This is a genomic window from Paenibacillus sp. 1-8, assembly GCF_056316205.1.
The window spans coordinates 1,723,552-1,737,976 of record NZ_CM149995.1 but is presented as its reverse complement, the minus strand read 5'-3'; the positions used below and the strand labels follow the sequence as shown (position 1 = coordinate 1,737,976).

Sequence of the window (14,425 nt, the reverse complement as noted above, 5' to 3'; positions counted from 1 at the left end):
AGTTCATCAATGCATTCGAAAGGTTCTTTCGTTTTACGCATTCCTTTTCCTATCTTAACATAAAGACTCCTTTTTCAGAAAAAAACGGCTGTTTCCTAACCAGATTCGCCTTTTGCACAAAGACAAGTCTGGGTCAGAAACAACCGCTATATACCTAAAAAGCCTACTGGTTCAAATCCGGCCGTTCCCCTGTCACGAGATATACGGTGCTTTCACCGATATTCGTCGCATGGTCACCAATCCGCTCAATATATCGTCCAACGAGCAGTTGCAGCATCGCTTGTGAAGCCTCTGCCGGTTTATCTACCATAAACGCATACAAATCGCTGATCATTTGGCTGTACATGGAATCCACACGATCATCTTCTTTAGCCATTTTATAAGCCAGATCTGTATTTTCATCCAAATAGGATGTAATGGCGTCGTCAATCATCTCTTTAACAATCGAAGCCATATGTGGAATATCCACCAGCGGCTTGATGATCTGCTGCCCTTCCAGACGCAGAGTGACCTTGGCGATATCTAGAGCCAAATCCCCCATCCGTTCCAGATCACTGGAAATTTTAAACGCAACAATGATCCGGCGTAAATCCTTGGCTACCGGCTGCTGGGTAATAATGAGCTTGGAGCCCATATCGAGAATGTTCTCTTCCAGCGCATTGAGGGATGCATCATTTTTGACCACCTGCTGGGCCAATTCCGTATTTTTGGTCTGCAAACATTCGATGGCCTGATCGAGTGCCTTCGATACATGTGCACCCATTTCGCGTAGTACGGCTCTCAGCTCATCTAATCCTTCATCAAAACCTTTTCTGCGTATCATTTCGAAGTCACCCCTCCTGGCATTACTAATTTGTTGGCTTTAGCCGAATCGGCCGGAAATATAATCTTCCGTACGGGAATCTTGCGGCGTGGAAAACATCGTCTCTGTATCCGCCGCCTCTACCACGACACCGTTCAAGAAAAACGCAGTCCGACCGGACACACGAGCCGCCTGATGCATGTTATGCGTCACCATGACGATCGTATACCTGTCGCGCAGCTCTTGAACCAGTTCTTCAATCTTCATCGTAGAGATCGGGTCCAGGGCTGACGTTGCCTCATCCATGAGCAAAATATCCGGCTGTACAGCAAGCGCCCGGGCAATACACAGACGCTGCTGCTGTCCACCGGACAAGCTTAGGGCTGAACGCTTGAGAAAGTCCTTAACCTCTTCCCAGAGTGCCGCCTGCCGCAAGCTTTGCTCAACAAGTTCGTCCAGCTTGTCCTTTTGCCGGATTCCATGCAGACGCGGGCCGTACGCCACGTTATCATAAATAGATTTAGGAAACGGATTAGGCTGTTGAAAAACCATTCCCACCTGCTTGCGCAGGGCTTCTACTTCCATTGTATCGCCATATATATCCTGACCTGCGATACTCACCGTTCCTTCAATACGCGTTCCCGGTATCATATCGTTCATCCGATTCAGCGTACGCAGCAAGGTAGATTTGCCGCAGCCGGACGGTCCGATGAAGGCTGTCACCGTTTTTTCAGGAATATCCAGGTTTATATGTTTCAGCGCTTGAAAATTTTCATAATACAAGTTCAGCTTCTCAATCCGAATAACGGAATCATTCATTAATTTATGATCTCCTTTGTGTTGCAGTTATGGTCCTCAAGCATTGCACCTGATTTGCACAATATGAAGATTATATAAGCTGTGTGTAAATTGAGTGTGGTGGATTTGTTAACGGTATGTAAAATGATCAGGGATTCAGCATAAGCTCCAGCTCCTGTGCAATCCCGGCTGCATTCAAAGCCGCTTCCTCTGCGGAACGGGACATTTCGTCGTTTTTGGTCTCAATTTCAGCAACGGCCTGCAACAGTTGGGTAAACGTTTGGGTTCCAGCGGATATATACCGGGAGCCGCTATTAATCTGCTGCATGCTCGTATCCGTCAGATCGGCAGTGTCACGCAGCATTTGTTCAATATCTGTAAGCAAGCTTGTAATCTGTGCGGAAAAGGCTTTCGTCTGAAGTGACATATTCCGCACCTCCTGAGACACGATCTGGAAGCCACGCCCGTGTTCGCCGGCATGTGCTGCTTCAATTGAAGCGTTGATCGCCAGCAGTCCACTTTGATCCGCGAGTGCGCGAATGGATGAAGCCATGTCAGCAATGTCACTTAGCGATTGGGTCAACGCTGTAATCTGCTCATGCTGGCGCTTCATTTGCTCTGTGACTGCACGATAGGAGAGCAGAACATCTTCCAGTTCTATTTTGCCACGGCGTGATAATTCACTCATCGAGCGGGTTAGACGCACACTGTCACTGGCCTCTTTAGCGGCATCCAGTACAGTTGTCTGAATCCGATGGACGCCATCATAGCTATGCCGTACCACGTTGCCCCGATGATCATCCGCTTCTTTCTGCATCCGCTGAACGACGGACAAAATATCACGAATGGTCAGGACGCCAAGCAACCGCGTACCTTCCCTAATTAGCAGACAATCGTAAAATTGTTGATCTTCGCGCAGCATCGCCTGCTCTACAATGTCCGATGCCGGGCTTTCCAGATCCACAATTAATGTATCGGGGTCGGCAAATATCGCCGCAGGCTTGTCATAAAATAGAGCCGCAGCAAACCTGCCCGTAAAATGTCGGTTATACGCATCTCTCATAATAATGCCCAACGGAAGGCCGTTTTTATCAATGACAATGACACAAGGAATGTCTTCTTGCGTTTTCATAAGTGCTAACAGCTCTTTACAAGACATATCCGTACCAATGATCGGAACCTCCCGGCACGGCACGTAGGTAGTAATCAGCTTGTTGGATTCACGTTCAATCACGGCGGTGGAGCTCGGCTGGGTCTTTGGTTCCGTTATCATCGTTCTGAAGTCCCCTTTTTTAACTACATGGAGTGACGGGAACATCATATCGGTCATTTGTTGATTGTAACGTCTATTTATGTTAACGAAATGTAAAATCACGAAATGTACACAAAAATGAACACAAAGAAAAACGCTTCTCATTTATAGTAAATGAGAAGCGCTTCTTTTTTTATTAACAACCAGCTTGTATCCAACTCCGCGAATCGAATCAATATGAACCGAATCGGGGTCCAGCTCCAGCTTCTTGCGCAATGAGCTAACATGCACATCCACCGTCCGTTGACCGCCGATGTAGTCAAAGCCCCAGACCGCGTTCATCAGATCGTCGCGAGTCAATACCACGCCCGGCTTACGGGACAAGTAGAGAAGCACCTCAAATTCCTTCGGTCTTAAGCTGATGGATTGTCCTCCGAGAATCACTTCATATTTTTCAGGATAAATCTCCAGCTCGCCTAATTGAATTTTGGAGCCGTCTTTCTGATCGGACAGCACGCCTTCATCCCCCCCGGAAGTACGACGCAGTACCGCCGTTACGCGGGCCAGCAGCTCGGAAACACCGAAAGGCTTCGTGATATAATCATCTGCTCCTGATTTCAATCCTTGGACAACCTCGGCTTCGCCGTTTTTGGCCGTTAAAATAATGATGGGTGTTGTCAGTCCCTGATGGCGTAGTCTGCTCAAAATATCCAGTCCGTTCATACCGGGCAGCATCAAATCCAGCAGGATCAAATCGTAGGACTCTCTGGAGGCTTTTTCAAACCCTGCACTGCCGTGATCCTCCGTATCTACTTCAAAGCCCTCTTGTATCAAATTGTAGGATAGCAATCTGGCAAGCGTTGGTTCATCCTCAATAACCAGCAAGCGTTGTCCCATAAATAAATTCATCTCCTGTTTACCTTTTAAAGGCGCATTGGTCAAAATTCCAAAATCTTTTCCAAACTCATGCGACACCCGTATATTTTATCACGGCATTGTTAACAGAATGTAAAAACTGATCTAGTTCATTCTTCCTGTTGCAACAACGGCAATTCGATTGTAAATGTGGTGCCCAAACCAAGCTCGCTTTCTACGGAAAGCACCCCATGATGCAGATCCACCAAATGCTTGACGATAGACAATCCCAGGCCGGTTCCACCCGAGTTGCGCGAACGTCCTTTGTCCACCCGGTAAAAGCGCTCGAAGATGCGTGGCAGGTCCTTCTTCGGAATCCCGATGCCCGTATCGCTAACCGTAAATACGACCTTCTCCGTGTCATTCTCCCGCTGTACCGTTACAACCTTGATTTTCACCTTGCCACCGTCGAGTGTGTAGTTAATGCCATTAGACAGAAGGTTTACAAAAATCTGCTGGAGCTTATCTTCATCCGCCTCCATAAACAGTTCATCCGGGACATCCATATGCAGCGTAATTCTCTTTTTGGCAGCTACATTATTCAGCTTTTCCAGCAATGATTCTATAAACGAGGACACATGGACCGGAGAGCAATCCAGCGGAGAACGCTTGGATTCAATTTTGGACAGCTCTAGAATGTCGCCGATCAGCCGATTCAGCCGTTCGCTTTCATCATAAATAATTTGCAAAAAAGAACGGGATGTTTCCTCATCCTTTACCCCGCCGCCGAGCAACGTCTCGGCAAAGCCCTTGACTGCGGCAATCGGCGTTTTTAGCTCATGGGAAACATTCGCCACAAATTCGCTCCGCATATTTTCCAGCCGCCGAATAGCTGTAATATCCTGCAATAGGAACAGCATGCCGCGATATCCGCCTTCATCCTCATACATCGGCACACCATCAAGCAGAATCAGCCGTTCCTCGGGATTATACAGATGAACCTCACCGTGCAGTCTTTCGCGACTTTGTATACTACCCTCAATCAGCTTCGTCAGCTCGTAGTGCTTTTTCAGCTCATGATACGGCTTGTCCGTCACCCGTTTGCTAGTGACACCGAGCATCCGCTCAGACTCACGGTTCACAAGCGCAATGCGCTCCCCGGCATCAATCATGAGAATCCCTCCGGTCATATTGCTCATGACGCTCTGAAGCAAATCCTCATTATCACGTATCGTTTTCATTTGGTTTTGCAGGCTGTCCGCCATGCGGTTAATCGCATCACCCAGTTGTCCTACCTCATCCCGGCGCTGTATGCCAACTCTTGCGTCATAATCCAGCCCGGAAATACGATTCGCTACGCCTGTAATATGCTCAATAGGCGAGGTTAGGCCACGTGCGATACGGTAACTGACCAATCCAGCCGCAAAGAATAACAAGACCAGACCAATGCCAATTGCCGTCCAGCCACGCTGCACACCTTCCTCCACCGCCTTCAGATTCATGGACAAACGAATATATCCGTCGAACCCCTTGTCGGATACGACAGGCTCTGCCACGTACAGCATATTCCGCTGCAAAGTTTCACTGTAGCGTATGGTTCGTCCGATTCCTTCCGACGCGGCTTCTTGGATTTCTTCACGTGATGCATGGTTCTCCATCTTGCGCGGATCACTTAGTGAATCACCAACCACCGTTCCATCCTTGCGAATGAAGGTCACCCGTGATTCGGTCAGATGGGCAATTTCCTTGGCCTTTTCCGAATAATAGGAGACGTAGTCGGTACTGGAAGGAGCATCTGCGTTGACAAAAGGAAATGTAGCCCGAAGCAGGTCGATCTCACGCCCCATATTTTCCTCAAGCACCTTCATGTTCGAGTTTTTAAAAATTTGTCCCATGGTGATTCCGGCAGCCAGGACAGATACGCCGATCAAAATCAGCATAATCAAGGTAAGCCTGAAACGAAACGACTTCATAAATATGCCCATCCTTTAGTTGAGTAGAAATTTTTATGATCATAACAGCTATGTAAGTTAAGTCCCATTCTACAGGCTACCTGCTTTTTGTTCCACTGTTAAAAAGGAAAAAAGGTCAGGGCACACGTTGCCCCAACCTCTCTCTTATCCGTTGACGACTTCACCGCCGTTAATATGAATGACCTGTCCACTTACATAAGATGAATCATCCGAAGCAAGGTACACATAGGCTGGCGCCAATTCTTCCGGCTGACCGGGACGTTTCATCGGCTGCGCGCCTCCGAACTCACTGACGGTCTTGGCATCAAAGGTTGAAGGGATTAGCGGTGTCCAGACCGGACCCGGTGCTACAGCATTTACCCGAATACCTTGATCGACCAAATTGAGCGAAAGGGAACGGGTGAATGAAGTAATCGCCCCTTTGGTGGATGAATAATCAATGAGTGTCTTGTTCCCGGCATAGGCCGTAATCGAGGTGGTATTCACGATGGCGCTGCCTTTCTTCAAATGCGGCAATGCCGCTTGCGTCAAGAAGAACATGCCGAAAATGTTCGTGCGGAATGTACGCTCCAACTGCTCTCTCGTGATATCCTCCAGCTTCTGCTGTGGATGCTGCTCTGCGGCATTGTTCACGACAATGTCCAGCTTACCCAGCTCGTTAACCGTCTGTTGAACTGCTTTTTTGGCAAATTGGTCATCTCCGATATCGCCGGGAATCAACACGCATTTGCGGCCCTCCTGCTCTACCTGACGTTTTGTTTCTTCCGCATCCTTATGCTCATTCAAGTAGATGATAGCTACGTCCGCACCTTCTTTGGCATACGTGACAGCTACAGCCCGTCCAATTCCACTGTCCCCACCAGTAATAAGTGCAACTTTACCTGTTAGCTTGCCAGCGGCTTTGTAAGTTGGTTTTTCAAACTGGGGTGCAGGCGACATTTTGGACTCAATCCCCGGTTGCTGGTCCTGATGCTGTGGGGGCAAGGTTTGCTGAGGTTGATTACTTTTAGGCATTGTACATTCTCCCTTCAAAATCAGATATTTTTTTAGGATGCAACATTTGCATCCACTCTACTCCTGATTTACCACACAAAGTTATTCGTTAAACGAAAAAAGAAAAATGTAGTTATTTGAGCGCACAAAAAAAACGGCCTATGCTTATTCAGCACAGACCGTTTTTTAAATTTAACATTTGTCATCATTCGATTATAGGCTCTCACCAAATGCATAATTAAATAATATGGCTGTATACCATTAAAAACGTAATTAAAATCAGGAAGACGGCAAGCAGCGTACTGAACATTCGCATTTTTCCAGCGTATTGCGTAATAGGCTGTTGGCTACGAATCGCTTCCAGCGACAGCCGTAACGGCTTACCCATGGCCCCAGCGATACCAGAAATGGCGAGAAACAACAACAAAACGACCACGATCCATGCTACGGAATATGGGCCCCAGGCAAAAATCATATAGATACCGCTAACAAGCACAAGGATCAGTGCGAATTGAGCCAAACGGTTCAATAGCTGAACAGCCGATATCGTCCCTTCCTGCACGGTGGGGGCCAGCTTGTCGATTTTACCAACTACAAACGGGAGCAATAAATAAAAACCCATCGCCAGCGAACCGATCATGTGAATAAAAAACATTCTTTACAACCTCCATTTCTTTGTTGACCTGCAAATTCATTTTTCCATAGAACGATCATATTCCAACGAGTAGACTACCATCATTTCAGTGTTTTGGGACATGCTTTTCTATGTACACTTTGAACCTCTCATGACTAAAGTCACGAGATTCTTGGGTAGTCCCTTCTAACGAAGAGAAGTTTACCAAGCTAACCCTGTCGTTCCGACAGTTCGTGTAGTAATTACACTGTAAGCAGTCTTTTGCCTTCGGCTAGAATGTTCAGGCTTGCATTGAAATCTCTGTCGTGATGCGATCCACAATCCAGGCAATCCCATTCACGCAGGTTCAGGTCTTTTACATCTTTATTTTTGTATCCACAACACGAACACAACTGCGAAGATGCAAATGTTTTGCCCACTCTCACCATCTTACGACCATACCATTTCGCTTTGTACTCTAGCATGGAGTGAAACATCGACCAAGATACTTCGCTAATCGCTTTGGCCAATTTGTGGTTTTTCATCATGTTAGATACTTGCAAATCTTCAATCGCAATGAGATCGTGGTTTTTGACGATATGCGTTGAAATCTTTTGCAAGTAATCTGTTCTTGCATTTGCAATATGTTCATGGATTCGAGCCACCTTCATTCGCTGTTGATTCCAGTGAGAAGAACCTTTCACACGTCTGGATAAGACACGTTGCTCACGAATGAGTTTTTGTTCCATATTCTGTAGAAATTTGGGATTCTCGAACACTTCACGGTTAGACAGAATAGCGAAATCCTTTAACCCAACATCTATGCCAACTTCTTTGCCTGTTTTGGGCAGCTCATGGATTTTAACTTCCGCAAGCACAGATACAAAATATATACCTGAGGGATTGCGTCTAACCGTAGCGTTGACTATACGACCTTCGACTTCACGACTTTTAGCAAAACGAACAAGACCCAGTTTCGGGAGTTTGATTTTGTTTCCGTCCACCGCAATATTTGCATTCGTGTAGTTGGTTTGGTAAGACTGTACAGGATTTTTCTTACTCTTAAACGTAGGCGCAGCGTTTTGTTTTTTGAAAAAACGATGGTAAGCATCACTTAAATTCCTCAGTGCATTTTGTAGAGAAAATTTGTCGGGTTCTTTCAACCAGTCTATTTCTTGTTTTAGTTTTGTGAGTTCAGCAGAACATGCACCATAGGTTAAGCCTTTGCCTGTTTCTTTGAAGGTATCGTTCCATAGGGCAAGAAAATGGTTGAACACAAAGCGGCTGCATCCTATCGTTTTGTTGATGAGTGTTGCTTGTTCTGACGTAGGGTACAGGCGGAATTTGTAAGCTTTATTCACTACCATTGCTTTTTCACTTCACCTTCTGATTTTGAATATACGTTCTTATCTGTGCTTCTGTATGTTCGCTTACGGTTGCAACAAAATAAGAAGGGTTCCAAAGATTTCCTCCCCACAACTTCTTTTTAATCTCAGGAAACTCTTTAAACAAAAGTCTCGCGGAAACCCCTTTTAATGCTTTAATCATACTGGGTATGGAATGCTGTGGTGTACAATCCACTAAGAGATGGATGTGATCGGAGTCGCTTTCAATTTCAGATATAGTGAAGTTGTTATCGGATGCAATCCGAATAAGAATTTCTTTTAAGTCTTACGTCTAATTCTTCTTCAAGAATCTGGTGTCGGTACTTTACACACCATACGATGTGGTACTGAATGGCATAGTCGTAACCACGACCATGCTTCATTTCTGACATATCATCACCTCTGACTACATAATAACATATGTCGGATAGTTAACGTGGCATAAGCCACGCCATATCCGAAGTTTTCTAACTCACGATTGAAGTCACGAGTTTGCGAAAACAATGAATCAATGCATACGAAATCTATTATACCGGGGAAGTAGAACAAAGCAAGGGGGGCGCGGGGAAAGTTTCAGCTTGGGTGGGTGCTGGAGAGGCTCCGCGAACGGAACGTTGCTACCATCGCTGTTGTCTCCGGATTTTATTGAATTGAATATAATATTCTACTTAAAAAGTAAAAAGAGGTGTCCGGCGGCCATGACTATGGCTTGGGGACACCTCTTCAAGTAAAAGTATACCGTTTTAATAGGTAAGCGAGCTTATACGGTTACTACTTTAATTACATTGCGGACTGATTCGGCGGATTGATCAAGCGCTGTTTTTTCTTCGGCTGTCAATTCCAGCTCGAACACCTTTTCGATGCCATTACCACCAAGAAGTGTCGGTACGCCGAGGAACAAGTCCTGATAACCGTACTCTCCCTCCAGATAGGCAATGACCGGGATAATACGTTTTTTGTCTTTTACAATCGCTTCTGTCATCTGCGTAAGCGAAGCTGCCGGGGCATAGTATGCGCTACCGTTGCCCAGCAGGTTAACAATCTCCCCGCCACCGACACGCGTCCGCTGTACGATCGCTTCGATACGTTCCTTCGAAATCAGGGTTTCGATAGGGATACCACCAACGCTGGAATAGCGTACCAGCGGCACCATATCATCACCGTGACCACCCAACACGAAGCCACGCACGTCTTCGACGGATACGTTCAGTTCCTGTGCAATAAAGGTACAATACCGAGCCGTATCCAGCACACCAGATTGGCCGATGACCCGATTTTTCGGGAAACCAAGCGTCTGGTATGCGGTATGGGTCATGGCATCGACCGGATTACTCAGAATAATGACGATAGAATCTGGCGCGTACTTCTTCACGTTTTCACATACGGATTTTACAATCCCTGCGTTCGTATTTACCAAATCGTCACGGCTCATGCCCGGCTTGCGCGCAATCCCCGCTGTAATAATAACGATATCCGAGTTGGCTGCATCCTCATAATTGGAAGTACCTGTGACCTGGCTGTCAAATCCCTGGACCGGACTGGCCTCCAAAATATCAAGCGCCTTGCCTTTGGTCGGATTCTCAAGTTGCGGAATGTCGATCAGAACGATATCCCCTAGCTCCTTTTGAGCCAGCAGCAATGCGGTAGTGGCACCGGTAAAACCGGCGCCAACAATGGATATTTTTTTACGTTGAATGGTCACGTGGCATTCCCCTCTTTACAGGTTGCTAATTATGGTATCTGCGAACTCGGAGCATTTCACTTGTGTAGCGCCTTCCATCAGACGGGCAAAGTCATACGTTACGATTTTCTTATTAATGGACGTTTCCAGTCCTTTGTAAATGAGGTTGGCCGCTTCGTGCCAGCCCAGATGCTCAAGCAGCATCACGCCGGACAAAATAACAGAACCAGGGTTCACGACGTCTTTGTCAGCATATTTTGGCGCTGTGCCGTGTGTAGCTTCAAAGATGGCATGCCCAGTAACATAGTTAATGTTTGCACCTGGTGCGATACCAATTCCACCGACTTGAGCAGCCAATGCATCGGACAAATAGTCCCCGTTCAGGTTCAGCGTAGCAATAACATCAAATTCGGAAGGACGAGTCAGCACTTGTTGCAGTGCAATGTCAGCGATCGCATCCTTGATGATGATTTTGCCTGCATCTTCAGCTGCTTTTTGAGCTGTATTTGCCGCATCTTCACCATCTTTTTCCTTGATTGCATCATATTGAGCCCAAGTGAATACTTTATCTGCAAATTCTTCCTCAGCCACTTCATAACCCCAGTTTTTGAAGGCACCTTCGGTAAATTTCATAATGTTGCCTTTGTGCACGAGCGTCACGCTCTTGCGTCCGTGGTCAACAGCATACTGAATGGCTGCACGCACCAGACGTTTTGAACCCTCGGAGGAAACCGGCTTGATCCCGATACCTGACGTTTCAGGGAAACGGATTTTGTTCACACCCAGCTCTTGCTGGAGGAACTGAATAACTTTTTTCACGTCCTCGGAGCCTTCGGCATACTCAATACCAGCATAAATATCCTCGGTATTCTCACGGAAAATAACCATGTCCACCAATTCAGGACGCTTCACCGGAGACGGAACACCGTTAAAGTAGCGAACAGGACGCAGACATACGTACAGATCCAGCTCTTGACGCAATGCTACGTTCAAAGAGCGAATGCCGCCGCCAATCGGTGTCGTAAGCGGGCCTTTAATAGCTACAAAATACTCACGGATGGCTTCCAGGGTATCGTTAGGCAGCCACTCGCCGTATGTATTGAAGGCCTTTTCGCCAGCAAATACTTCATACCAGGCAATTTTTTTGGTGCCGTTATATGCTTTATCTACAGCTGCATCCAGTACGCGCTTGGATGCTTTCCAGATGTCGCGTCCTGTGCCGTCACCTTCGATGAATGGAATAATCGGATGGTTCGGAACCTGTAGTTGACCGTTATCAATCGTAATCTTTTCGCCTTCAGTTGGGAGCTCAAACTTTTCAAATTTCACCATAAGTTCCTTTTCCTCCTCAGATATGAATGGGTACAGGGCGAAAGACGTGATCGTTATCACAGACAAAAATGTTCATCTCTCGCCGTCCCCTTTATTGTACCTTATTTTTTAAATTCAGGGTATACAACCTCAACATTCCTATAACAAGTGACTAGCGCAATTCCGGAGACACATACTTTTGGTCAATCGGACCTGTGTATTCAGCACGCGGACGGATCAGACGGTTATTTTCGTACTGTTCCAAAATGTGCGCAGTCCACCCGGATACACGGCTCACGGCAAAAATCGGTGTGAACAAGTCTCTTTTAATACCCAGTTGGGTATAAACAGAGGCAGAGTAAAAATCAACATTCGGCTTCAAGCCTTTTTGCCCTGTCACAATTTCCTCAATTCGAACCGAAATATCGAACAACGTGGTATTGCCGTTCATTTCGCCCAGTTCGCGGGACATTTTGTGCAGATGCTTGGCACGTGGATCACCATTTTTATAGACACGGTGTCCAAAGCCCATAATTTTTTCGCGGTTATCCAGTTTGGTCTGGATATATGAATCCACCTGATCCAAACCGCCAATTTCCTCCAGAGTTTTGGCAACAGCTTCATTGGCTCCACCATGCAGTGGTCCCTTCAAAGCTCCAATTGCCGATGTAATCCCGGAATAAATATCGGACAGTGTCGCTACCGTCACACGCGCAGCAAAGGTCGAAGCATTCAACTCATGATCGGCATGCAGCACAAGAGCCTGATCGAATGCTTTGATAGCCGTCTCTTCCGGGTCCTTGCCAGTAAGCTGATACAGAAAGTTTTCGGCAATGGAAACACCTTTCTTGGGCGCAATCGGCTCCAACCCTTCGCGCACACGCGCTATGGCTGCCACAATCGTGGGCAATTGCGCCTGAAGCTTGATGGTCTTAATCACATTGAACTCTCTGGACATATCATCCGCCTGTGGATCATACAGGGCGAGGGACGATACGGCCGATCTCAGGGCAGCCATCGTGCTCAAATCTTTCGGGTACAGCTTTAATTGAGTAATAATTTCATCCGGAATGGCAGCATATTCGCTTAATTGGTCGCGAAGCTCCTGCAATTGGGCTTGATCAGGCAATTTTCCGAACCACAACAAATAAGCTACCTCTTCAAAAGCGGCGTTAACAGCCAAATCATCAATGTTATAACCTCGGTACGTGAGAACGCCATCTACGATAGAGCTTATGGAGGAAGTGGTCGCTACGATCCCTTCCAGACCTTTAGTCGCTGTCATCGTTACATCTCTCCTTTGTAAAAACATTGTGAACGGACTTGCAATGTAAACATTTTCAAAAGTAAGTTTTGTCTTTTAAATAAATAAGTAATGTTAACGCCATATGTCAATATTTAAACCTTCTTTCACTATACTGGATTTTGTCGTTTATGTGAACATTCAGGGCTATTCCGACACATTCAAATGTTTTATCGGGTTCATAAATAAATTTTTGAAACCCCTTACAAAATTTATTATTCCATTTGCACTTTTTTACACAGGTCTTGTCTCACCCCCTTCTCGCATATGTATAGTAAAGCACTTATTTCATGGAATACAAGTGTAAAAGAAAGGAGCCGTGAGAGCTTGAGCCGGTTGATCCTGAATCGCATATTTCGCGCTCTGTGGGTCGCAGTCGTGATTGTAGCTCTGTTGCTGGGCATATACATGCTGTTCCCCCTCATCTATCCCTTCCTGCTCGCCTGGGTTGTGGCCTATGTCATGAATCCGCTGGTCCGCTTTCTGCGCAGCAAGGCCCGCATGCCACGTTGGATGGCTGTCACGGTCTCGTTATTTGTATATTTAGGCGGAATCGCCGTTGTCCTCTCTGCGGCCATAACGCGAATGGTTCGAGAGGTTATTAGACTCACTATGACCTTTGACGGGCATATTGAACATTTTAAAAGCCTGTTTATCGACTGGACTCAAAGCGATCTGATTCAAAATGTAATTAATGAAATCAACCATTTTATCCGGAATAACCCCGATTACTACCGTACGATTAACAGCAATATTGATAAGACAACCCAGACGGTCAGTTCGGCTGTCACCACACTGGTTGCCCAATTTTTTAATGGTATCCTGAATTTGCTTACCTCTCTGCCTAACATGGGCGCGGTGCTGATGGTTATTGTATTAGCGGCATTTTTTATCAGTAAGGACTGGGACCAACATAGCCGAATGCTCTCGAATACGGTTCCTGATACGATTCGCAAGCCCATGTCGGGGATATGGCACGATCTGCGCAAGGCAATGTTTGGTTATTTGCGCGCACAGTTTATTATCATTTCCATTACGGCAGTGACCGTCATTATCGGACTATTCATTTTGCGTGTAGAATCCGCCTTCACCATCGGTTTGATGATCGGGCTGGTTGATTTGCTTCCTTATTTAGGGGTTGGCATTGTGATGATTCCGTGGATTTTATATGCATATATGTCGGGTAATTTGGCATTAGGGGTAGGATTGTCGATCCTCTATATTATCCTATTGGTTGGACGGCAAATTGTAGAACCTAAGGTGCTGGCCAGCAGCGTGGGGCTGAACCCGCTTCCCACCCTCATTGGGATGTTCATCGGGCTCAAGCTGTTTGGTGTGTTGGGATTGATTATCGGACCTGTGTCTCTCATTGTAGTGGACGCGCTCAATCGCGCCAATGTCATTCAAGACTTGCGCAACTATATTCTCGCCGGAAGAGTACGTTAAGATCATTTGAGTA

12 protein-coding genes and 1 pseudogene are annotated in these 14,425 nt (G+C 46.4%); 1 reads left to right on the top strand and 12 read right to left on the bottom strand.

Annotation, left to right across the window (positions count from 1 at the left end; all coding sequences use genetic code 11):
- Window positions 1-163 precede the first annotated feature (163 nt).
- The 12 genes and pseudogenes from phoU to citZ all read right to left on the bottom strand — a co-directional run bounded on the left by phoU (window position 164) and on the right by citZ (window position 12,948).
- A complete protein-coding gene (phoU, locus tag AC0WRU_RS08040) occupies window positions 164-823 on the bottom strand; it encodes a phosphate signaling complex protein PhoU (protein WP_476127910.1) in 660 nt (219 codons plus the stop codon).
- Window positions 824-862: 39 nt separating this feature from the next.
- Window positions 863-1,621 carry a phosphate ABC transporter ATP-binding protein PstB gene (gene pstB, locus AC0WRU_RS08035; RefSeq protein ID WP_025685062.1) on the bottom strand — a complete coding sequence of 253 codons (759 nt, stop codon included), beginning with the start codon at window positions 1,619-1,621 and terminating at the stop codon, window positions 863-865.
- A gap of 127 nt (window positions 1,622-1,748) precedes the next feature.
- The gene (locus AC0WRU_RS08030) at window positions 1,749-2,873 is read right to left on the bottom strand and encodes a methyl-accepting chemotaxis protein (protein ID WP_476127909.1); all 1,125 of its coding nucleotides are present in this window, start codon (window positions 2,871-2,873) and stop codon (window positions 1,749-1,751) included.
- Window positions 2,874-3,017: 144 nt separating this feature from the next.
- Window positions 3,018-3,749: a response regulator transcription factor gene (locus AC0WRU_RS08025; protein WP_010349065.1), complete on the bottom strand. Its 732-nt coding sequence runs from the start codon at window positions 3,747-3,749 to the stop codon at window positions 3,018-3,020.
- Between the two features lie 128 nt (window positions 3,750-3,877).
- Window positions 3,878-5,680: a two-component system histidine kinase PnpS gene (pnpS, locus tag AC0WRU_RS08020; protein WP_476127908.1), complete on the bottom strand. Its 1,803-nt coding sequence runs from the start codon at window positions 5,678-5,680 to the stop codon at window positions 3,878-3,880.
- Between the two features lie 144 nt (window positions 5,681-5,824).
- Window positions 5,825-6,694: an SDR family oxidoreductase gene (locus tag AC0WRU_RS08015; RefSeq protein ID WP_476127907.1), complete on the bottom strand. Its 870-nt coding sequence runs from the start codon at window positions 6,692-6,694 to the stop codon at window positions 5,825-5,827.
- Between the two features lie 217 nt (window positions 6,695-6,911).
- Window positions 6,912-7,328: a hypothetical protein gene (locus tag AC0WRU_RS08010; protein ID WP_476127905.1), complete on the bottom strand. Its 417-nt coding sequence runs from the start codon at window positions 7,326-7,328 to the stop codon at window positions 6,912-6,914.
- A gap of 221 nt (window positions 7,329-7,549) precedes the next feature.
- A complete protein-coding gene (tnpB, locus tag AC0WRU_RS08005) occupies window positions 7,550-8,653 on the bottom strand; it encodes an IS200/IS605 family element RNA-guided endonuclease TnpB (protein ID WP_476127904.1) in 1,104 nt (367 codons plus the stop codon).
- 7 nt (window positions 8,654-8,660) lie between these two features.
- Window positions 8,661-9,063, bottom strand: a pseudogene (gene tnpA / locus AC0WRU_RS08000) (IS200/IS605 family transposase).
- A gap of 368 nt (window positions 9,064-9,431) precedes the next feature.
- Window positions 9,432-10,373 carry a malate dehydrogenase gene (gene mdh / locus AC0WRU_RS07995; RefSeq protein WP_476127903.1) on the bottom strand — a complete coding sequence of 314 codons (942 nt, stop codon included), beginning with the start codon at window positions 10,371-10,373 and terminating at the stop codon, window positions 9,432-9,434.
- Window positions 10,374-10,388: 15 nt separating this feature from the next.
- Window positions 10,389-11,684, bottom strand: a complete 1,296-nt coding sequence (gene icd / locus AC0WRU_RS07990; RefSeq protein WP_476127902.1) for an NADP-dependent isocitrate dehydrogenase — start codon at window positions 11,682-11,684, stop codon at window positions 10,389-10,391.
- A 151-nt stretch (window positions 11,685-11,835) separates the two neighbouring features.
- Window positions 11,836-12,948, bottom strand: a complete 1,113-nt coding sequence (gene citZ, locus AC0WRU_RS07985) for a citrate synthase (protein ID WP_476127901.1) — start codon at window positions 12,946-12,948, stop codon at window positions 11,836-11,838.
- A 345-nt stretch (window positions 12,949-13,293) separates the two neighbouring features.
- On the opposite strand from citZ, the gene ytvI reads away from it, so the two are divergent.
- On the top strand, window positions 13,294-14,412 hold the full coding sequence (gene ytvI / locus AC0WRU_RS07980; protein WP_476127899.1) for a sporulation integral membrane protein YtvI: 1,119 nt from the start codon (window positions 13,294-13,296) through the stop codon (window positions 14,410-14,412).
- Window positions 14,413-14,425: the final 13 nt, after the last annotated feature.

Bases quoted from the DNA above. Each gene is read 5' to 3' on its own strand.
- phoU (WP_476127910.1), bottom strand. From the start codon at position 823: ATGATACGCAGAAAAGGTTTTGATGAAGGATTAGATGAGCTGAGAGCC.
- pstB (WP_025685062.1), bottom strand. From the start codon at position 1,621: ATGAATGATTCCGTTATTCGGATTGAGAAGCTGAACTTGTATTATGAA.
- AC0WRU_RS08030 (WP_476127909.1), bottom strand. From the start codon at position 2,873: ATGATAACGGAACCAAAGACCCAGCCGAGCTCCACCGCCGTGATTGAA.
- AC0WRU_RS08025 (WP_010349065.1), bottom strand. From the start codon at position 3,749: ATGGGACAACGCTTGCTGGTTATTGAGGATGAACCAACGCTTGCCAGA.
- pnpS (WP_476127908.1), bottom strand. From the start codon at position 5,680: ATGAAGTCGTTTCGTTTCAGGCTTACCTTGATTATGCTGATTTTGATC.
- AC0WRU_RS08015 (WP_476127907.1), bottom strand. From the start codon at position 6,694: ATGCCTAAAAGTAATCAACCTCAGCAAACCTTGCCCCCACAGCATCAG.
- AC0WRU_RS08010 (WP_476127905.1), bottom strand. From the start codon at position 7,328: ATGTTTTTTATTCACATGATCGGTTCGCTGGCGATGGGTTTTTATTTA.
- tnpB (WP_476127904.1), bottom strand. From the start codon at position 8,653: ATGGTAGTGAATAAAGCTTACAAATTCCGCCTGTACCCTACGTCAGAA.
- icd (WP_476127902.1), bottom strand. From the start codon at position 11,684: ATGGTGAAATTTGAAAAGTTTGAGCTCCCAACTGAAGGCGAAAAGATT.
- citZ (WP_476127901.1), bottom strand. From the start codon at position 12,948: ATGACAGCGACTAAAGGTCTGGAAGGGATCGTAGCGACCACTTCCTCC.